Raw genomic sequence first — 18,934 nt, forward strand, 5'->3', positions numbered from 1 at the left:
CGAAGCAAGGGGCCGGGCGGCGTCAGAACGCCGGGACGACCGCGCCCTTGTACTGCGTCTGGATGAAGCGCTTGACGGCGTCCGACTGCAGCGCGGCGGCCAGCTTCTTGACGGCCGGGGCGTTCTGGTTGTCATCGCGGGTCACCAGCCAGTTGGCGTAGGGCGACTCGCCGCCCTCGATCGCCAGCGCGTCCTTGGCCGGGTTCAGCCTGGCTTCCAGCGCGTAGTTGGTGTTGATCAGCGCCAGGTCGACCTGCGGCAGGATGCGCGGCAGCGTGGCGGCCTCGATCTCGCGGAACTTCAGCTTCTTCGGGTTCTGCGCGATGTCCTTGGTCGTGGACAGGATGTTGGCCTTGTCCTTGAGCTTGATCACGCCGGCCTTGTCCAGCAGCAGCAGCGCGCGGCCGCCGTTGGTCGGATCGTTCGGGAGCGCGACGGTGCCGCCCTCGGGCAGCGCGGCCAGCGACTTGTGCTTGGCCGAGTAGGCGCCGAACGGCTCCACGTGCACCGCGGCCACGGCCACCAGGTGCGTGCCCTTGCCCTTGTTGAACTCGTTCAGATAGGGCTTGTGCTGGAAGAAGTTGGCGTCCAGGCGCTTCTCGGCGACCTGCACGTTGGGCTGCACGTAGTCGGTGAAGACCTTCACCTCCAGCTCCACGCCCTGCTTGGCCAGCTCCGGCTTGACCAGGTTGAGGATCTCCGCGTGCGGCACCGCGGTGGCGGCGACGGTCAGCTTCTCGGCCGAGGCGGTGCCGGCGGCGGCCAGCGACAGGGCCGCGATGGTGGCGGCGAACAGTTTCTTCATGGGTCCAACTCCTCTGATGGATCGAATGTGCGGGGGAATGACGCGAGGCCTGAAGGCCTCACCGATGCGAGACGCGCGTGACCAGCCAGTCGCCCAGCATCTGCAGCAGCTGCACGAGCACCAGCAGCAGCACGACGGTGACGACCATGACCTCGGTCTGGAAGCGCTGATAGCCGAAGCGGATGGCCAGGTCGCCCAGGCCGCCGCCGCCGATGACGCCGGACATGGCGGTGTAGCCGACCAGCGTGATCGCGGTGACGGTCAGCGCGGAGACGAGTCCGGGCAGCGCCTCGGGCAGCAGCGCCTGCCAGACGATCTGGCGCGGGCTGGCGCCCATGGCCAGGCCCGCCTCGACGATGCCGCGGTCGACGCCGCGCAGCGCGGTCTCGACCAGGCGCGCCAGGAAGGGCGTCGCGCCGACGACCAGCGGCGGGATCGCGCCGGCCACGCCCAGCGAGGTGCCGGTCACCAGCAGCGTGAACGGGATCAGCACGATCAGCAGGATCACGAACGGCAGCGAGCGCAGCACGTTCACGGCGAAGGACAGCAGCGCATACAGCCGGGGCGAGGACACCAGGCGGCCGCGGTCGAACAGGAACAGCGCGATGCCCAGCGGCAGGCCCAGCAGCGCGGTGAACAGCAGCGAGCCGCCCAGCATCAGCAGCGTGTCGCCGCCGGCGGTGGCGATCTCGGGCCAGTCGATGGCCTGAAGGGTCTCGAGCAGGGACGGGGTGGCGGCCAGGCTCATGCGCGCAGCTCCTCGACCTGCACGCCGCGATCGGCCAGCAGCTGGCGCGCCGCGGCGCGGTCGCCGCCGCTGACCGCGATCGTCAGCTGTCCATAGGGCTCGCGCTTGATGCGGTCGATGCGGCCGGCCAGGATGCCGAAATCCAGATTCGCGTGGCGGGCGACCTCGCCCAGCAGCGGCTCGTAGGTGCGTTCGCCGAAGAAGGTCAGGCGCCAGAGGCTGCCGGCGACATGGGCGTAATCGTCGCGCTGCTCGCCTTCGTCGACATGCTCGGCGGCGAGCACGAAGCGCCGCGCCGTGTCCGAGCGCGGGTGCAGGAACACCTGCGCCACGGGGCCGGTCTCGACGATGCGGCCGCCTTCGAGCACCGCGACGCGGTCGCAGACGCGGCGCACCACGTCCATCTCGTGCGTGATCAGCACGATGCTGAGCCCCAGTTCGTCGTTGAGCCCGGCCAGCAGGTCGAGGATGGCGCGCGTGGTCTCGGGATCGAGCGCGCTGGTGGCTTCGTCGCAGAGCAGCACCTGCGGATCCAGGGCCAGCGCGCGGGCGATGCCCACGCGCTGCTTCTGGCCGCCGGAGAGCTGGGCGGGGTATTTGCCGGCCTGGTCGGAGAGGCCGACGCGGGCCAGCAGCTGCTGCACGCGCGGGGCGATGCGCGCGGCGTCCCAGCCGGCGATGCGCAGCGGCCAGGCGACGTTCTGCGCGACGGTGCGCGAATTCAGCAGGTTGAAGTGCTGGAAGATCATCGCGATCTTCTGGCGGGCGGCCCGCAGGCCGGCGGCGTCCAGCGCCTGCAGGTCCTGGCCGTTCACGGTGACGCGGCCGCTGTCGGGACGCTCCAGCAGGTTGATCACGCGCAGCAGCGTGCTCTTGCCGGCGCCCGAGGCGCCGATGATGCCGAACACCTCACCCGGCTCGATCCGGAGATCCACGCCGGTCAGCGCCGGGACGCGGCGTCCGTCGACGTCATAGGACTTGTGCAGGTGCTGGAGTTCGATCACGGGAGAGGGGTTGGCGAAAAACCCGTGATCGTAGGGATAACCCGGGGTTTGGCAAGCATTCAATGTTTATATGCATATGCCAGGTGAGCGGCGCTGCTGCTCTGCGCACACCCCTCTCCCCCACCCTCTCCCCGCAAAGCGGGGAGAGGGAGTTCATTCGAGTGGCGCTCGCTGCTTCTGAAGAAAGCTCAACGCCGCCAAGAACTCCCTCGCCCCCGCCAGGGGAGCGCGCCAGCAAGAACTCCCTCGCCCCCGCCAGGGGAGCGCGCCAGCAAGAACTCCCTCGCCCCCGCCAGGGGAGCGCGCTGGCAAGAACTCCCTCGCCCCCCGCGAGGGGGGAGAGGGCAGGGGAGAGGAGGCGCTTCGCAGGCCACCGCTGCCCGTCATCAGCCCGGCAGCGGCAGCGACGCCAGTTCGCGGACCAGTTCCGCGATGTTGTTGCGCAGTGCCGATTCGGTCGCGATGCGCAATTGCTCGGTCGGACTGAGGCTGTCATCCAACCCCGCCCTTTGCGTCGTACGCAGCGTGCGCTGGTACAGCACGTTGCCGCCACCAGCGGCGCGTTCGGTCAGCGTGTAGCGGACCGAGATCGCCACTTCCGGCGCCACCGGCACGTTCGGCTGCGCGAGCGCCAGCAGCTCGACCTTCAGCTGATAGCGGCCGGTGTCCGGCACGTCCGGCATCAGCCCCAGGCGCCGCAGCGACTCCTGGTAGGTCTGGTTCAGCGTCATGGCATTGATGCGGCTGCCCCACCAGCGCGAGGTCTCCTCGCCGCCGGCCACCGGCAGCAGATCGATGTTGCGGCGCAGTTGCGGGCTGATCCAGGAGCGCAGCTGCAGCGAGTCCATGTCGGTCAGCGACGACTCGAGCGGCCGGGCCGGCGCGCCGCAGCCGGCGATCAGCGCGCAGGCGCACAGCGCGGCGGCCAGCGGCGCGCACGGGGATCGGACGGTGAGGGCGGGACGGCGGTCGGTCATGCCGGGCATCTTGCCTCCGCGAGCCGGGCGTCGATCGCCCGAAGTGGACCGGATATCGAGACCGGCAACGCGGACTGCCCCGCCGCCGGCCTCGCGCTCAAAGCCGCCGGTGCTGCAGCGCCGGCAGCTGCTCCCGCACCTGCGCGATGCGGGCCGGATCCAGCCGCGCGACCGCGACGCCTTCGCCCTCGGCGACGCAGGCCAGCACCTCGCCCCAGGGGTCGACGATCATGCTGTGGCCCCAGGTGCGGCGGCCGTTCTCATGCGTGCCGCCCTGCGCGGCGGCGATGACATAGGCCTGGTTCTCGACCGCGCGGGCGCGCAGCAGCAGCTCCCAGTGGGCCTGTCCCGTCGTGAAGGTGAACGCCGCCGGCACGCTGATCAGGTCCAGCGGACGCGGTCCGCCGAAGCTCATCGCGCGGTACAGCTCGGGGAAGCGCAGGTCGTAGCAGATCGACAGCCCGATGCGCAGCGCCGGTCCGCCGGCGATCGCGGCCTCGACCGTGACCGGCGCCTCGCCGGCCTGCAGCACGCGGGCCTCGTCATAGCGCTCGCGCCCGTTGTCGTAGCAGAACAGGTGCAGCTTGTCGTAGCGCGCCGCGAGCGCGCCATCGGGCGAAAAGACGCAGGTGGTGTTGCGCACCCGCTCGGCCGGCGCCGTCGCGCCGTCGATCGCCATCGGCAGCGTGCCGCCGAGGATCCACACGCCATGCTCGCGCGCGGCGCGGCTGAGCGCGCCCTGGATCGGCGCGTCCAGGTCGCCGGGCTGCTCCGCGAAGGGCAGCTTGTCGGTGTCCTGGTGGCCCATCAGGCAGAAGTACTCGGGCAGCGAGACCAGCCGCGCGCCCTGGCGCGCCGCCTCGGCGATCCAGTGGCGGGCGCGGGCCAGGTTGTCCTCGAGCCGCGGGCCCGAGACCATCTGGACGGCCGCGACGGTGACCGGCGCGGCGGCGGGGGAGCTGCGCGTGCTGGATGTGCTGGATGTGCTGGATGTGGTCATTGGACGGCTTCTCCTTGCGCGGTCGCGTTGTAGCTGCCTTGCGGCTGCGCGCGGCGCGGCAGCTGCTCGATGCGGGGGGCGGACCAGGTGCCGGTGACGCGGAACTCCTCGCTGTTGGCCGCCGCCAGCGGCTTGCGCAGCAGCCACTGCGCGAGGAACGCGCCCAGCCCGATCGCCGGATTCACCGCCGCGTAGGCGAGCGCGGCGCCGCCGGCATTGATCTCGGGCAGCACCAGCACGTGCAGGTCCTGGGTCTCGGCCGCGAGGTCGGCGCTGCCTTCCATCAGCACCGCCGCCTGCAGGCCCTTCATGCGCAGGTTGTCGCTGCGCGCCACGCCCTTGGCGATGCGGATGTCGCCGGTGACGCTGTCGAAGGCGAAACCCTCCGAGAACACGTCGCGGAAGTCCAGCATCAGGCGCCGCGGGATGGACTGCAGGCTCAGCACGCCCAGCAGGCGGCCGACGCCGGGTTCCGCCTTCAGGAACTGGCCCGACTCCATCTCGACGTTGAGCTGGCCGCCCATGCTGGCGTAATCGGGCGACAGCGGCGAGCCGATCCAGGCCACCTGGCCGGTCAGCACGCCTTTGCCGCCGCGCAGCACCTGGCCCTGGCCCAGGCGCTCCATCAGCTTGCCGCCATCGGCGACGTCGAGCTTCCAGTCGAGCTCGGTCCGGCGCGTCGACAGGCCGGGCTCCGGCGCCCACTTGCCCGAGGCGCTCAGCGTCGCGTCGGCGCTCTTGAGCACCAGGCGGTTGAGCTTCCAGTCGCGCGCGTCGCTCTGCTGCTGCGCGTCGATCTCGAGCCGGCCCAGGCGCTTGCCGCGCAGCTCGAAGTCCTCGACGACGATGTCCAGCGTCGGCACCGAGCGCGGCTGCTTGTCGAGCAGCTGCTCGACGCCGTCGACGTCGCTGCGCGGCACCGACAGCCGCGACAGCCGCGCGTAGACGCGTCCGGGCAGGTTGGGCTTGGCGGCGCGGACCTCGATCAGGCCGCTGAGCTGCTGCGCGTCCATCGACACGCGCCAGCCCGCGCCCGCGTCGTGCGAGATGCCGGCCGTGACGCCGTTGAGCGTGCGGCCCGACACCTGCAGCGTCTGCGCCTTGATCGTGAACTGCGATGGCGAGTAGCTGCCCTCCGGCGCGGCCTCGAGGCTGCCGGCGTCCTTGTCGCCGGTGAGCCCCGGCAGCGCCGTCTGCCAGGCGTCGGCATTGAACTGGTCGAAGCTCGCGCGGGCGATCACGCCCTGCGCGGGCAGCTCGGGCAGCTTCTCGCGCACCGCGATCGCGCCGCGCAGCACCTTGGCCTCGTGCGTGACGTCGCGCTGGTAGAGCGCCTGCACCGGGCCGGCCTCGACGCGCAGCTCGTCGCGCTGCGTGCCGGCCGGTGCGCTGGCGGCCCGCGTGGCGACGCGCAGCGGCCAGCTTTCCTCCGGCGCCTTGTGCATCGGCGCCGGCAGGTTCACCGCGATGCCCTGCATCGGGCTGGTCACCGTGACCTCGGTCTGCCCGCCCTTGAGCACGCCCAGCTCGAAGCGCACCGGGGTCTGCCCCGTCATCGCCGACGCGAGCGTCTGCAGGCCGATCTCCGGCGCGTTGCGCAGCGCCTCGGCGGTGACCGTGCCCTGGGCGTTGAAGCGCATCGTGCCGTCGGGCTGGCTGCCGCCGTCGAAGCTGGCGTCGCCGCCCAGCACGCGCGCCTGGCCGCCGCGGATCTGCAGGCCCTTCTGGTCGAACTCGACCCGCGCCCGCGCCTGGCCCAGCAGCGGCGTGTCGGGCCGGATGCGCACGTCGTTGCCGGTCAGCGTGACCTGGCCCTTCACCGTGGTGTCGTCGATGCGCATCAGCGGCAGCCGCAGGTTGAGCTTGAGCGCCATCGGGCCGGTGGCCGTGGTCGTGTCCAGCACGTGGCTGGTCAGGCCCGCGACCGGCGAGTTCTTCACGTAGCGCAGCGCGTCGGCGAGCGCGCCGCGCGCCTGGCCATCGATCTCCAGCACCGGCGCGTGGTGGTACAGGTCGGGGATGGCGCCCTGCACGTTGACCAGGTCCACGCCCATCAGCCTGGCCTTGCCGCCCCGGATGTTCATCGCGGCCCGGTCGAAGACCAGCTCGGCATCGAGCTGCTCCATCTGCGGCCAGGGCGACTGGAAGGCCGGCTGGTCGCCTTCGGCCGGATGGCTGGGCACATAGGCCAGCGTCAGGTCGCGGACCTGGCCGGAGACGCGGAACTGGCCCTTCGCGCGCGGCGCGTCGAAGGGGAAATCGATCAGGTCGCCCTGCAACCGCACCTGGATCTTGTGGACGCTGCCGTCGCGGATGGCGTCGCGGACGTAGCGCCGCGCGTCGTGGCCCATCGAGGCGGGCAGGTAGCGCAGCACGCGCGGCGCGCGGATCTCCTCGATGCGGCCGGTCAGGTCCAGCCGGCCCGAGTCGTGCGGGCGCTTGCCGTCGCCGCTCTGCCAGGAGCCTTCGAGCTCGGCGTGCAGGTCGTCGTTGGCGATCCGGACGCCGTCGAACTGCACGGTCCAGCGGGTGCGCGGCTCGCCGGGCGCCGAGGCGGCGGAGGCCACCGAGGCCGCCGCCAGCGGGCTGACCGCCAGCGCCGCGGCCGGCGCGCGCTTGCTGGCGCCGAACACCGGATGCTGGGCGCGCCAGCGCAGCGTCGCCTGCGCCTGCTTCACCGGCACGGCCGCTTCCTCGAACACGCCGGGCAGCGTCACCTGGCCGTCATGGATCGCCAGCGTGGCGGTGCCGCCCTGTTCGTTGGCGTCGAACTGCAGATCGGCGCCGCGCACGCCGGGCCGTCCGGTCGGCGGGGAGGAGCCCGGCTCGGCGGGCGGCTCGGCCTCCGCGGCCGTCAGCTGCAAGCCCTGCAGCTGCCCCTTGGCCCGGTAGCCGCGCGGCGCGTCGAGCGGGCCGTCCCAGTTCAGATGCACGGCATTGAGCGCGCCCGCGGGCTGCATGTCGGCGATCAGCTGGCGCTGCGATTCGGCCAGCGGCAGCCGCGCCAGGATCTGCGCGCCCAGCGCCAGGTCGAGTTGCTGGGCCTGGAACTCGCCGCCGGTCAGCGCGCCGGTCTTGGGATCGCGCGTCACGTTCAGCGCCCAGTCGGAGCGCGGCCAGTCCAGTCCGTCGCCGGCTTCGAAGCCCAGCTGCCTGGCCTCCAGCGACACCGATTGCGGCGTCTGCTTCAGCACCAGCCGGCCGCCGACCTTCGCGAGTTCCAGTTCCGGCAGGCCCGGCGCGACGCGCAGCCGCACGGCGCGCAGGCCCATGTCCAGCGTCAGGCTGCGCGGCTCGCCGCGGTCCAGGTCGAGCCAGGCGCGCAGCGCGCCGTCGCCTTCGTTGAGCTCGAACGGCAGGTCCACGTAGCGGCGCAGCTCGCGCACGTCGGTGCGCGGCAGGTGGCCGAAGAGCTGGCCGCTCCAGCGCTGCACCGCGCCGGGACGGTCCAGCAGCGATTGCGTGAACTCGCCGCGCAGCGTGAAACGCTCGCCCCAGCCCGCCGGCGGGGTCGCGTCCAGCCGCAGGCGGTGGCGGCGCAGGCCGTTGCGCAGCACCAGGTTCAGGTCGAAGAGCTCCAGCGGCGGCGCCGCGCGCAGCTCGTCCACCCAGCGGATGCGGCCGTGGAGGATGGCGAACTCGTGCTGCTCGAAGAACCAGTCGGTGGCGGCCTCGGAGGCCTGGGCGTCGGACGGGCCGTCGACGCTCAGGCCGGCGACGAAGACGCGGCCCTGCGCGTCGCGGCGCAGCAGCAGCTCGGGGCTGTCCAGCAGCAGCTGGGAGAAGCGCAGCTCCAGGGCCAGCAGCGAGCGCGGCGACAGCGCGGCGCTGATGCGCGGCAGGTGCAGGGCGTCGCGGCCGGCGGCGTCGACGATGCGGACGTCGCGCAGGTCCAGCGTCGGGGTCCAGCCGGACGATCTGGCGCTGATGGCGCCGATCCGCACCGGTACCCCCAATGCCCGGGTGGCTTGCTTTTCGAGCTCGGGCCGCCAGTCGTCGATGTGGGGCAGAATCGCCCAGTGCAATGCCAGCCAGGCCGCGATCAGCAGGGAGACGACCCCCAGCGAAGCCAGTCCGAGCCAGAGGGCGCAGCGTGTCCACCAGCGTCGCGTCGCGACCGCGGATCCGGAGTCAATACGGGTGACGGCGGGCGAAGACATGTAAGAGGGGACGGCGGTCGTCGAATCTAGCACAGCCATTCCCGGCCATGAGCCAGCGAGAGCTTTCTTTACCGATGGATTCAGTTGCCCCGGCCACCACCGATCCGGCGGACGTTTCGACGCCCGCCGCCTCCGCGGACCACAGCCGTTTCGTTCAGCGCATCCGCCGCCGTTATGCGGCCGAACTCCCTTTGCTCGCGCCCGGCCTGCCGGACGACGCCGTCATGCGCGCGCTGGTCGAGCGGCTCGTTCGCGACGGCCGCCCGCTGCCCGCCGCGCTGCGCGTGATGCGCCAGCTCGTGATGGAGCGGCTGGCGGTGCTCGACGTCGAGCAGGGCGCCCCGATGAGCCACGTCACGCAGGCGATGACGCACCTGGCGGAAGTGGCGCTGGACATCGGCCTGGCGCATTGCCGCGCCGAGCTCGACGCCCAGTACGGCGCGCCGCGCGACGCGGCCGGCCAGGACATCGACTTCTGGGTCGTCGGCATGGGCAAGCTCGGCGGGCGCGAGCTCAATGTCTCCTCCGACATCGACCTGATCTACGTCTACGAGGAGGACGGCCAGACCGAAGGGGTCGAGGGCCGTCAGAGGATCTCGGCGCACGAGTACTTCGCGCAGCTGTCGCGCCGGCTCTCGACGCTGATCGGCGACGTCACCGAGGACGGCCAGGTGTTCCGCGTCGACCTGGCGCTGCGCCCGAACGGGAACTCCGGCCCGCCGGCCGTCAGCATGGCGATGCTGGAGGAGTACTTCCTGGTCCAGGGCCGCGAGTGGGAGCGCTTCGCCTGGCTCAAGAGCCGCGTGGTGGCGCCGCGCGCCAGCGTCAAGGATGGCCGCGCGATGCAGCTGCGCAGCCTGGTGACGCCCTTCGTCTACCGGCGCTACCTGGACTACGGCGTCTTCGAGGGCCTGCGCCAGCTGCACCGCAAGATCCGCGACGAGGCCCAGCGCCGCGCCGCCGGCCGGCCCGAGCGCGCCAATGACGTCAAGCTCTCGCGCGGCGGCATCCGCGAGATCGAGTTCATCGTCCAGCTGCTGCAGGTGGTGCGCGGCGGGCAGTTCCCGGAGATCCGCACCCGCTCGACGCTCAAGGCGCTGCAGCGCCTGGCCGCGCGCGGGCTGATGAAGCCCGAGACCGCCGCCGCGCTGGCCAAGGGCTACGACTTCCTGCGCCGCGTCGAGCACCGCATCCAGTACCTGGACGACCAGCAGACCCATTGCCTGCCGGCGTCCGACGAGGACATCGGCTGGATCGCGCGCAGTCTCTGCCTGACCTGCAACAGCCACGCCTGCCCGCTGCTGGACAAGCTGATGGAGGTGCGCGAGCTGGTCGCCACCGAGTTCGACGCGCTGCTGCATGACGGCGTCGCGCCGGGTGGCGGCGGCTGCCGCAACGGCATGTGCGGCGGGCCGCCGCTGCCGATCGACAGCGAGGAATTCCTGGACAAGCTGCAGCCCGAGCTGGCCGCCAACGTGCGGCGCTGGGCGCAGCAGCCGCGGGTGCAGGGACTGCGCGAGGAATCGCGGCTGCGCCTGGCCAAGCTGGTGGGCCGCGCGGGGCTGGCGGTGCGCCAGGGCGAATGCACGCTCGACGCGGCCCAGCGCTTCGTCGACTGGATCGAGCCGCTGCTGCGCCGCGAGAGCTACCTGGCGCTGCTGGTCGAGCGGCCGGCGGTGCAGGGCCGGCTGCTGCGGCTGCTGGGCCTGGCGCGCTGGCCGATGCGCTACCTGATGCAGCATCCCGGCGTCATCGACGAGCTGGCCGACGCGCGGCTGCTGCACGAGCGCTTCGACGGCGCGGCCTTCATCCAGGACCTGCAGGCGCGCCACGACGCCTGGGCCGAGCATGGCGAGGCGAGCGAGGACGCGCTGCTGGACAGCGTGCGCCGCGCGCATCACGCCGAGGTCTTCCGCACGTTGGTGCGCGACGTGGAAGGGCAGATCAGCGTCGAGCAGGTGGCGGACGAGCTGTCGCTGCTCGCCGATGCGACCGTGCAGTGCGTGCTGGACTGGGCCTGGGCCCGGCTCAAGCAGAAGCACCGCCCCTCGCCGCGGCTGGCGGTGATCGCCTACGGCAAGCTGGGCGGCAAGGAGCTGGGCTACGGCAGCGACCTGGACCTGGTCTTCCTGTTCGACGATGACGACGACAACGCGGCCGAGATCTACGGCGCCTTCATCCGCAAGCTGATCACCTGGCTGACGATCCGCACCGCCGCGGGCGAGCTCTTCGACATCGACACCGCGCTGCGGCCCAACGGCAACTCGGGGCTGCTGGTGACGTCGATCACCTCGTTCGAGAACTACCAGGGCGGCCGCGGCAGCAACACCGCGTGGACCTGGGAGCACCAGGCGATCACGCGGGCGCGCTTCTGCGCCGGCGACGCGTCGCTGGCCGGGCGCTTCGAGGCCACGCGCCGCGCGGTGCTGACCGCGCCGCGCGATCCGGCCGCGCTGCGCGACGAGGTGGTGGCGATGCGCGAGAAGCTGCGCGCCGCGCGCGCCGTGAAGACCGGGCTGTTCGACGTCAAGCACAGCCCGGGCGGCATGGTGGATGCGGAGTTCGCGCTGCAGTACCTGATCCTGGCGCATTCGGCGCGGCATCCGGAGCTGCTGGCCAACGCCGGCAACATCGCGCTGCTGCAGCGCGCCGAGTCCTTCGGCCTGCTGCCGGCGCCGGTGGGCCGCGAGGCCGCCGATGCCTACCGCGAGCTGCGCCGCGTGCAGCACCGGGCGCGCCTGAACGAGCAGGCCACCGCGCTCGAGGGCGAGGCCGCCGAGGCGCTCGCGCCGCAGCGCGACGCGGTGCTGGCGCTCTGGCGCGCCGTCTTCGGCTGAGGCCCGGGCGCGGAGGCCGGATGCCGGGACGCGCGTGGCTGCTTGTCGCGATGGCGCTGGCGGTCGGCGCGATGGCCGCCTGGATCCAGCCTCCCCACGTCCAGGCCGCGATGGCATGGCGGCCGGAACTCTTCGCCAGCGAGCCATGGCGCGCGATCACCGCGGCGCTGCTCCATTGGAGTCCGCAGCACCTGATCGCGAACCTGGCCGGCTGCGCGGTGGTCGGGCTGCTGGGCGTCGCCGCGCGGCTGACGGCGCGGGACGCGATGGCCTGGCTGCTCGCCTGGCCGCTGACGCAGACCGGGCTGTTGATCGAGCCCGCGCTGACGCGCTTCGGGGGCGCCTCCGGCGTGCTGCACGCGGGCGTCGCGGTCGCCGCGATCGGCCTGATGCGCAGGCGCGCCTCGCATGGCCGCGAGCGCGTCATCGGCGGCCTCATCGGGCTCGGCCTGGCCGTGAAGGTCATCGCGGAGCGGCCCCTGTCCGGACCGCCGCTGCGGGCCTGGGAGGGCTGGGACATCGCGATCGCGCCGCTGGCCCACCTGACGGGACTGCTGGCGGGCGTGGCCGCCGCGCTGTTCTGTGCGTTGGCCGCGCGGGCCTGGACACGCCGGCGGGCATGATCCCGCGCCGTGGAACGCAAGCAGCATCTCGACGGCGCGGCGGTGGTCATCCTGCTCGGATGCAGCCTGCTCGCGGGGCGGGCGGCCGGGATTGTCATGGCGAACCGGTAGCATCGCTGGATGGGCGGCGCGGTTCTCCATCGAAACTCCATAAATTCGCAGCGCGGCCTCCATCGTCGCCGACCAGACTCCGCCCCGCCGGCGCCGGGAACCTGGCCCCTCCTGCAATGAGCCCCCGCTGTGTCCGGCCCCCATTCGCCACGTCTTCCATCCCGCCCCGTCAGGCGGATCCCGCGCGACGCGACCCGAGCTGGTCGTCGCGTTCGCTCTTCCGGGTTCGCCGCTTCCTGATGTCTTTCCCGTCCCGCCCCCTGGCCCTGAGCGCGCTGCCCGTCCTGACGGCGGCGCTGCTGGCCGCCTGCGCCAGCCCGGTGTCGCCGCCACTGCCCGGCACGGCGCCGCAGGCCTGGTCCAACGCCGAGGCGCTCGCGCGCGCCACGCCCGCCGCGGCGCAGGCGCCGGCGGTCTCGCTGCGCGGCTGGTGGAAGGCCTTCAACGACCCGGTGCTGGACGCGCTGGTCGACAAGGCGCTGGCGCGCAACCTCGATCTCGCCCAGGCCGCCGCCCGCTTCAAGCAGGCGCAGGCCCTGGCCGGCGGCGAGCAGACCCGCTTCCGGCCCACGCTGAGCGCGAACGCCAAGACGCTGCAGGACACCTCGGCCACCGACACCTACGTCCACGCCAGCCTCAACATGGTCTGGGAGCTGGGCCTGTTCGGCGAGGCCGAGAGCGTCTCCCAGGCTTCGCGCGCCAGCCTGTTCAGCGCGCAGGTGCGCGGGCAGGCGCTGCGGGTCACGGTGGTGGCGGAGGTGGTGCAGCGCTACCTCGAGCTGCAGGTGCAGGCCAACGCGCTGCGGCTGCAGGACCAGGCGCTGGCGCTGGAGCAGGACGCGCTGCGGCTGGACCAGGCGCGCAGGGAGGCACGCCTGTCCACGTCCGACGAGGCCGAGCAGATCGGCATCCGCGCCGCCCAGATCCGAGCGACCCAGGCGTCGATGCGCGACGCCCAGGAAGTCGCCGCGCGGGCGCTCGCGACGCTGCTCGGCGAGTCCTCGCCCGACCCGGCGTGGCAGCAGCTCGCGGCCGGCAGCGGCCCGGCCTCGCTGCGCCTGGCCGAGCTGCCGCCGGACCTGCTGCGCACCCGCCCCGACATCCAGGCCGCCGAAGCCGGCGTGCTGCAGGCCGCCGCGGACCTGGGCATCGCGCGCTCGGCGCTGTACCCGCGGCTGTACCTGGGCGGCTCCTTCCTGTACGCCTACAACCTGACGTCCAACCGCCGGACCAGCTCGGGCAGCGAGCCCGCGCTCGGCCCGGTCATCGACATCCCGCTGTGGGACTGGGGCGCGCGCCAGCTGCGCGTGCAGGCCAATCAACATGAGCTCGACGCCGCGCTGATCGGCTACCGCAAGGCGGTGCTGGACGGCGTGAGCGAGGTGGAGGTCTCGCTGTCCAGCCTGGCGCGCACGAGCGAGCGCGTCGCGGCGCTGGAAACCGCCTGCGGCGGCGCCGAGCGCCGCCTGGGCACGCAGGCCACGCTGCAGGGCCTGGGCCTGTCCAGCCGCTTCGACCGGCTGGACCTGCAGCGCCAGCAGCTGCAGCTGCAGAGCGAGCTGGCCGCGGCGCGGCATGCGCGCTCGACCGCCTTCGTCGCGCTCTACAAGGCGCTGGGCGGCGCGCCGCTGCCGCAAGACTGGGTCGATCTGCCCGACATGGCCGGCCAGCGCCAGGGAGACCGCTCGTGATCGCGCTGGCCCGCAAGACGCTGGTCTACGAATGGCGGCGCTTCGTGCCGGTGGTCGTCTCGATCGGCTTCTCCGGCGTGCTGCTGCTGGTGCAGGCGGCGCTGGTGCTGGGCATCTTCGGCAGCGCCTCGCTGTACGTGACCGCGTCCTCGGGCGACCTGTGGGTCGGCTATCCGGGCACGCAGAGCGTCAACTTCGGCCGCGCCGTCAGCCCGGACCTGCCGATGCGCCTGCGCATGGATCCCGCCATCACCGCCGTCGAGCCCTACCTCTGGGTCGACGGCGACTGGGCCGCCGAGCGCTCCGCCGGCAACGTGTCGGTCTATGTCTCCGGCATCTCGACGCAGCGCGACGCGATGATGTTCTCGCGCCTGCTGCCCGCGGCGCTGCGCGAACGCCTGCGCGAGCCCGGCGCCGTCATCGTCGACCCGTCCGACCTGGACACGCTGGCCGTCGAGACCGGCGGCCGCGCCTGGATCAACGCCCATCCGGTGCGGGTGGTGGGCACACTGACGGGGCTGCGCGGACTGGGGGGCGTCAACATCCTGACCTCGCTGGACACGGCCACCGCGATCGGCGGCCGCGGCGTGGACGACGGCGCCACCTACTACCTCGCGCGCACGGACGGCGCGGCCGCGGCCCAGGCCGCCCACGAGCGGCTGCACCGTCCCGACAGCCGCTTCGGCCCCTACGAGGTCTGGACCGCGCAGGCCTTCGCCGAACGCACGCAGCGCTACTGGCTGGTGGACACCGGCGCGGGCGTGGCGGTGCTGTTCATGTCGATCATCGTCTGCGCCGTCGGCGCGCTGATCACCGGCCAGTCGCTGAGCGCGGCCATCGCCAGCTCGGCGCGCGAGTACGCGACGCTCAACGCGATGGGCGTCAGCCGCGGCACGATGGTGCGGGTGGTGCTCGAGCAGGCGGCCTGGCTGGGCGGCGTGGGCGTGGTGCTCGCGGCGCTGGCCGGGACCGCGCTGCTGGTGGTGGCCAATGCCCATCAGGTGCCGGTGGCGATGACGCCGCTGGTGGGGCTGGCCTGCGTGGGCGTGGTCGCGGTGCTGGTGCTGCTCTCCAGCGTGTCGGCCGTGCGCCGCCAGCTGGACATCGAGCCGGCGATGCTGCTGCGATGAACGCGCCAGCGAAGCGAGGAACGCCCATGCACGCCACCCCTCTCTGGACCAGCCCCGATGCCGCGCTGCACGCCACCGCGCCCACGATCGAGGCGAGGGCGCTGAGCAAGTCCTTCTCCACCGGCGCGCAGCGCGTGGACGTGCTGCGCCAGGTGTCGGTGTCGGTGCTGCCCGGTGAACTGACCCTGGTGTCGGGGCCCTCGGGCTGCGGCAAGAGCACGCTGCTGGCGCTGCTGTCGGGGCTGCAGGCGCCGGACGCCGGATCGGTGATCGCCTGCGGCGAGGACCTGTCGACGCTGAGCCGGCGCGAGCGCGAGCGCTTCCGGCTCAAGACCAGCGCCTTCGTCTTCCAGAACTTCAATCTCTTCCCGGCGCTGACCTCGCTGGAGCAGGTCCAGTTGGCGCTGAGCTGCATGGGCATCGATCGCGCCGAGAGCGCGCGCCGCGCGCAGGACGCGCTCGAGGAAGTCGGCATGGGCCACCGGTTGCGCATGCGGCCGGCCGAGCTCTCCGGCGGCGAGAAGCAGCGCGTGGCGATCGCGCGCGCGCTGGCCAAGCAGCCGCGGCTGCTGTTCGCCGACGAGCCGACCAGCGCGCTGGACGCGGCCAGCGGGCAGGTCGTCATCGACCTGCTGCACCGCATCGCGCGCGCGCATGGCTCGACGGTGCTGTGCGTGAGCCATGATCCGCGGCTGCTGCGCCATGCCGACCGCGTCATCGAGATGGAGGACGGATCGCTGCTGGCCGATCGCCGGCTCACGCCCGCGCCCGATCCCGCCGCGCGCTCCATTCCCGTCTCCGCCGCTGTGCCCGAGACGCCCCCCACTTCCGCGACCCCCGCGATCTCCAACCCGTGACGCTCCCATGCCGTTCCTCGCGCGAGCCTTGAGCCGCCCCTTCACCGCCCGGACCAATGACGGGCCCAGGCCCCGGCCGCTTGAGCGCGGTCCGCTGCTCGCCGCCGCGCTGTGCGTGCTGGCCGCGCTGCCGCTGGCCGGCTGCGACCGGGCCGCATCCAGCGCCCAGGCCGCCACGTCCGCCGCCACTTCCGCGACCACCTCAGCCGCCGCGCCGGCGAGCGGCGCCAAGCCCGCGCTGGCGATGGCGCGCGGCCGCGTCGATGTCGAGGGCGGCCTGCTGCGGCTCTCGCTGGCGACGTCCGGCGTCGCGCAGCAGGTGCTGGTGAGCGAAGGGCAGCGCGTCAAGCGCGGCCAGACGCTGGTGATGCTCGACGGCCGGCTGGCCGACGCGGACGTGCAGGCCGCCGAGGCCGAATTGAAGGCCGCGCAGGTGCGCCTGCAGGTGCTGCGCGACCGGCTGCCCGCGCTGCGTGCCGCCGCCGAGCGCCTGCGCAAGGCGGCCCAGGCCGGCGCCGCGCAGGGCGTGCTGGGCGACGAGGCGCAGCAGAAGGCCGACCAGGTCCAGTCGGACGCCGCGATCGCCGACGCCGACCTGGGCACCGCCAAGGCCAGGCTCGCGCAGGCCGCCGCGCGGCGCGACCAGTTGGTGCTGCGCGCGCCCGAGGACGGCCTGGTGCTGTCGGTGGCGGCGCATGCCGGCGCGCTGGCGCAGGCGGACACGCCGGCGATGGTGCTGCTGCCGGCGCGCAAGCTGATCGTGCGCGCCGAGGTCAACGAGAGCTTCCTGTCGTCCATCCGGCCGGGCATGCGCGCCGTCGTCCAAGGCGACGGCGAGGCGGCCTCGGCCCCGTTCCCCGCCGCGCGCGTGCTGCGGCTGAGCCCGCTGTTCGGGCCCAGCAAGCTGCAGGACGACCAGCAGCGCGGCCCGGTGCGCACCGTCGAGTGCGTGATTGAATTCGAATCCGAACCCCAGGCCCGCGTGGGCCAGATTGTCCGAGTGAGTTTCCATGAGTAGCGCCGTGCCCGACGAGATCCCGATGACCCGCCCCGAGGCCGGTCCCCGCCGCGAGTGGACGATCCAGTGCGACTTCGACGGCACCATCAACCTGAGCGACGTCACCGACACGCTGCTGCAGCGCTTCGGCCGGCCGGGCTGGCAGGCCCTGGAAGAGGCCTGGGAGCAGGGCCGCATCGGCTCGCGCGACTGCATGCAGGGACAGGTCGCGCTGATGGACATGAGCCGCGAGGAATTCGAGGCGGAACTCGCCGGCATGCGCATCGATCCGGGCTTCCCGGCCTTCGTCGCCGAGGCGCAGCGCCTGGGCATCCCGGTCCAGGTGATCAGCGACGGCCTGGACGCGGCGATCCATTCGATCCTCGCGCGCCATGGCCTGGGCCATCTGCCGGTCATCGCCAACCACCTGGTGCAGGACGCGCCGCGCCAGTGGATGCTGCACACGCCGTGGAGCAATCCGCAGTGCGCCAAGGCCAGCGCCAACTGCAAGTGCAGCCGGCTCGCCGCGCAGCGCGAGACCAGCCGCAAGGTGCTGTTCGTCGGCGATGGCAGCTCGGACTTCTGCGTCTCGGGCAAGGCGGACTTCGTGCTCGCCAAGGACCGCCTGGTCGAGCACTGCCGGCGCAACGGCATCGCGCATGCCGCCTTCACCGATTTCCACGAGGCCACCGCGCTGCTGACGGCCACCGTCGAGGGCCTGGCCCTGGAGGCCGCGCGATGACGCCCAATGAATTCCTGATGCCGGGCGAGGGCCCGAACGCCCGCACCGGCGTGCTGCTGATCCACGGCCTGTCGGGCACGCCGATGGAGATGCGCATCCTGGCGCGCGGCCTGAACGCCGCGGGCTTCACCGTGTTCGCCGTCCAGCTGGCCGGCCACTGCGGGACCATGGACGACCTGCTGAATTCCAGCTGGGCCGAGTGGCTGGGCAGCGCCCGCGACGGGCTGGACTGGCTGGGCACCCAGGTGGACCGGGTCTTCGTCGGCGGCCTGTCGATGGGCTCGGTGCTGGCGCTGGCGCTCGCGGAAGAGCGCCCGGCCCAGGTCGCCGGCGTGCTGGCGCTGTCGACCACCTTCCGCCACGACGGCTGGAGCATGCCCGTCTACACGCGGCTGTCCTTCCTGCTGCCGCTGCTGCGCTCGCTGGGCATCGGCCGCAACCGCCAGTTCATGGAGCTGCCGCCCTACGGCATCAAGGACGAGGGCCTGCGCGAGCGCGTCGTCGGCCAGATGCATGGCGGCGACAGCGCGGCGGCGGGGCTGCCCGGCAATCCGTGGTGGTCGGTGGCCGAGCTGCAGGGGCTGTCGGCCCACGTGCGGCGAAGGCTCGATCGCGTCCGCTCGCCCTGCCTGGTGGTGCATGCGCGCCATGACGACATCGCCAGCATGTCCAACGCGCTCGACATCCAGCAGCGCGTACGCCTCGCGCCGGTGGAGCTGCTGCTGCTGGACGACTGCTATCACATGATCACGATCGACCGCGAGCGGCGCACCGTGATCGCGCGCTGCGTCGAGTTCATGACGCAGCATTCGCCAGCCGCGCCCGAGGCCGCCGCCGCGCCCGAGGCGCAGCGCGCCTTCGCGCGGGCGGCCGGGAGTCCGGCATGACACCGCTGGTGATGGCGCTCTGGGTCGTCAACGTCGTGCTCGACAGCGTCGGCCAGATCGCCTTCAAGGCGGCGGCGGCCGATCCGCGGGCGCATGCGCTGGACGGCCTGGCGCGCTGGCGCGCGATGGCCTCGCGGCCCTGGCTGTGGGTCGGCATCGGCAGCTATGTCGCCGAGTTCCTGGTCTGGATCGCCTTCCTGTCGCTGGTGCCGCTGTCGGACGGCGTGCTGCTGGGCTCGATCAACATCGTCGCGGTGATGGTGCTGGGCCGCGTCCTCTTCAACGAGCGCCTCACCCCGCTGCGCGTGGCGGGCGTGGCGCTGGTCTCCATCGGCGTGGCCGTGGTCGGCCTGGGAGGGCGCTGA

15 protein-coding genes are annotated in these 18,934 nt (G+C 72.7%); 9 read left to right on the top strand and 6 right to left on the bottom strand.

Annotated elements, in window-relative coordinates:
- Positions 1-22: 22 nt before the first annotated feature.
- The 6 genes from ACEN96_RS04695 to ACEN96_RS04720 all read right to left on the bottom strand — a co-directional run bounded on the left by ACEN96_RS04695 (position 23) and on the right by ACEN96_RS04720 (position 8,694).
- The gene (locus ACEN96_RS04695; protein ID WP_495586898.1) at positions 23-805 is read right to left on the bottom strand and encodes a MetQ/NlpA family ABC transporter substrate-binding protein; all 783 of its coding nucleotides are present in this window, start codon (positions 803-805) and stop codon (positions 23-25) included.
- 58 nt (positions 806-863) lie between these two features.
- Entirely contained in the window at positions 864-1,553 is a 690-nt protein-coding gene (locus ACEN96_RS04700; RefSeq protein ID WP_495586899.1) for a methionine ABC transporter permease, read from the bottom strand.
- On the bottom strand, positions 1,550-2,557 hold the full coding sequence (locus ACEN96_RS04705) for a methionine ABC transporter ATP-binding protein (protein ID WP_495586900.1): 1,008 nt from the start codon (positions 2,555-2,557) through the stop codon (positions 1,550-1,552). The genes ACEN96_RS04700 and ACEN96_RS04705 overlap by 4 nt, the downstream gene beginning before the upstream one ends.
- A gap of 386 nt (positions 2,558-2,943) precedes the next feature.
- Complete coding sequence (locus ACEN96_RS04710) at positions 2,944-3,534, bottom strand: hypothetical protein (protein WP_495586901.1); 591 nt, start codon at positions 3,532-3,534, stop codon at positions 2,944-2,946.
- A gap of 97 nt (positions 3,535-3,631) precedes the next feature.
- On the bottom strand, positions 3,632-4,534 hold the full coding sequence (locus tag ACEN96_RS04715) for a carbon-nitrogen hydrolase family protein (RefSeq protein WP_495586902.1): 903 nt from the start codon (positions 4,532-4,534) through the stop codon (positions 3,632-3,634).
- Positions 4,531-8,694, bottom strand: a complete 4,164-nt coding sequence (locus ACEN96_RS04720; protein ID WP_495586903.1) for a YhdP family protein — start codon at positions 8,692-8,694, stop codon at positions 4,531-4,533. Before ACEN96_RS04720 ends, ACEN96_RS04715 begins: the two co-directional genes overlap by 4 nt.
- Positions 8,695-8,768: 74 nt before the next feature.
- Here ACEN96_RS04720 and glnE point away from each other — a divergent pair, with 74 nt between their 5' ends.
- From glnE to ACEN96_RS04765, 9 genes are all read left to right on the top strand, one after another.
- Positions 8,769-11,531, top strand: a complete 2,763-nt coding sequence (glnE, locus tag ACEN96_RS04725; protein WP_495586904.1) for a bifunctional [glutamate--ammonia ligase]-adenylyl-L-tyrosine phosphorylase/[glutamate--ammonia-ligase] adenylyltransferase — start codon at positions 8,769-8,771, stop codon at positions 11,529-11,531.
- A 20-nt stretch (positions 11,532-11,551) separates the two neighbouring features.
- Complete coding sequence (locus ACEN96_RS04730) at positions 11,552-12,154, top strand: rhomboid family intramembrane serine protease (protein ID WP_495586905.1); 603 nt, start codon at positions 11,552-11,554, stop codon at positions 12,152-12,154.
- Between the two features lie 350 nt (positions 12,155-12,504).
- Positions 12,505-13,956, top strand: coding sequence for a TolC family protein (locus ACEN96_RS04735; RefSeq protein ID WP_495586906.1), 1,452 nt, complete (start codon positions 12,505-12,507; stop codon positions 13,954-13,956).
- The gene (locus ACEN96_RS04740; protein ID WP_495586907.1) at positions 13,953-15,086 is read left to right on the top strand and encodes an FtsX-like permease family protein; all 1,134 of its coding nucleotides are present in this window, start codon (positions 13,953-13,955) and stop codon (positions 15,084-15,086) included. Before ACEN96_RS04735 ends, ACEN96_RS04740 begins: the two co-directional genes overlap by 4 nt.
- Positions 15,087-15,112: 26 nt before the next feature.
- A complete protein-coding gene (locus ACEN96_RS04745) occupies positions 15,113-15,943 on the top strand; it encodes an ABC transporter ATP-binding protein (protein WP_495586908.1) in 831 nt (276 codons plus the stop codon).
- 28 nt (positions 15,944-15,971) lie between these two features.
- On the top strand, positions 15,972-16,961 hold the full coding sequence (locus tag ACEN96_RS04750) for an HlyD family secretion protein (RefSeq protein WP_495586909.1): 990 nt from the start codon (positions 15,972-15,974) through the stop codon (positions 16,959-16,961).
- Positions 16,962-16,965: 4 nt separating this feature from the next.
- Complete coding sequence (locus tag ACEN96_RS04755; RefSeq protein WP_495588547.1) at positions 16,966-17,682, top strand: MtnX-like HAD-IB family phosphatase; 717 nt, start codon at positions 16,966-16,968, stop codon at positions 17,680-17,682.
- Entirely contained in the window at positions 17,679-18,569 is an 891-nt protein-coding gene (locus tag ACEN96_RS04760) for an alpha/beta hydrolase (RefSeq protein WP_495586910.1), read from the top strand. The genes ACEN96_RS04755 and ACEN96_RS04760 overlap by 4 nt, the downstream gene beginning before the upstream one ends.
- Positions 18,566-18,934 (top strand): EamA family transporter, encoded by a 369-nt coding sequence (locus tag ACEN96_RS04765; protein WP_495586911.1) that lies wholly within the window; start codon positions 18,566-18,568, stop codon positions 18,932-18,934. The genes ACEN96_RS04760 and ACEN96_RS04765 overlap by 4 nt, the downstream gene beginning before the upstream one ends.

The sequence above is a fragment of the Roseateles sp. Mitsp63 genome (assembly GCF_059491535.1).

Coding starts and splice junctions, on each gene's coding strand:
- ACEN96_RS04745 (WP_495586908.1), top strand. CDS start 15,113: ATGCACGCCACCCCTCTCTGGACCAGCCCCGATGCCGCGCTGCACGCC.
- glnE (WP_495586904.1), top strand. CDS start 8,769: ATGGATTCAGTTGCCCCGGCCACCACCGATCCGGCGGACGTTTCGACG.
- ACEN96_RS04735 (WP_495586906.1), top strand. CDS start 12,505: ATGTCTTTCCCGTCCCGCCCCCTGGCCCTGAGCGCGCTGCCCGTCCTG.
- ACEN96_RS04700 (WP_495586899.1), bottom strand. CDS start 1,553: ATGAGCCTGGCCGCCACCCCGTCCCTGCTCGAGACCCTTCAGGCCATC.
- ACEN96_RS04760 (WP_495586910.1), top strand. CDS start 17,679: ATGACGCCCAATGAATTCCTGATGCCGGGCGAGGGCCCGAACGCCCGC.
- ACEN96_RS04720 (WP_495586903.1), bottom strand. CDS start 8,694: ATGTCTTCGCCCGCCGTCACCCGTATTGACTCCGGATCCGCGGTCGCG.
- ACEN96_RS04710 (WP_495586901.1), bottom strand. CDS start 3,534: ATGACCGACCGCCGTCCCGCCCTCACCGTCCGATCCCCGTGCGCGCCG.
- ACEN96_RS04730 (WP_495586905.1), top strand. CDS start 11,552: ATGCCGGGACGCGCGTGGCTGCTTGTCGCGATGGCGCTGGCGGTCGGC.
- ACEN96_RS04695 (WP_495586898.1), bottom strand. CDS start 805: ATGAAGAAACTGTTCGCCGCCACCATCGCGGCCCTGTCGCTGGCCGCC.
- ACEN96_RS04715 (WP_495586902.1), bottom strand. CDS start 4,534: ATGACCACATCCAGCACATCCAGCACATCCAGCACGCGCAGCTCCCCC.
- ACEN96_RS04765 (WP_495586911.1), top strand. CDS start 18,566: ATGACACCGCTGGTGATGGCGCTCTGGGTCGTCAACGTCGTGCTCGAC.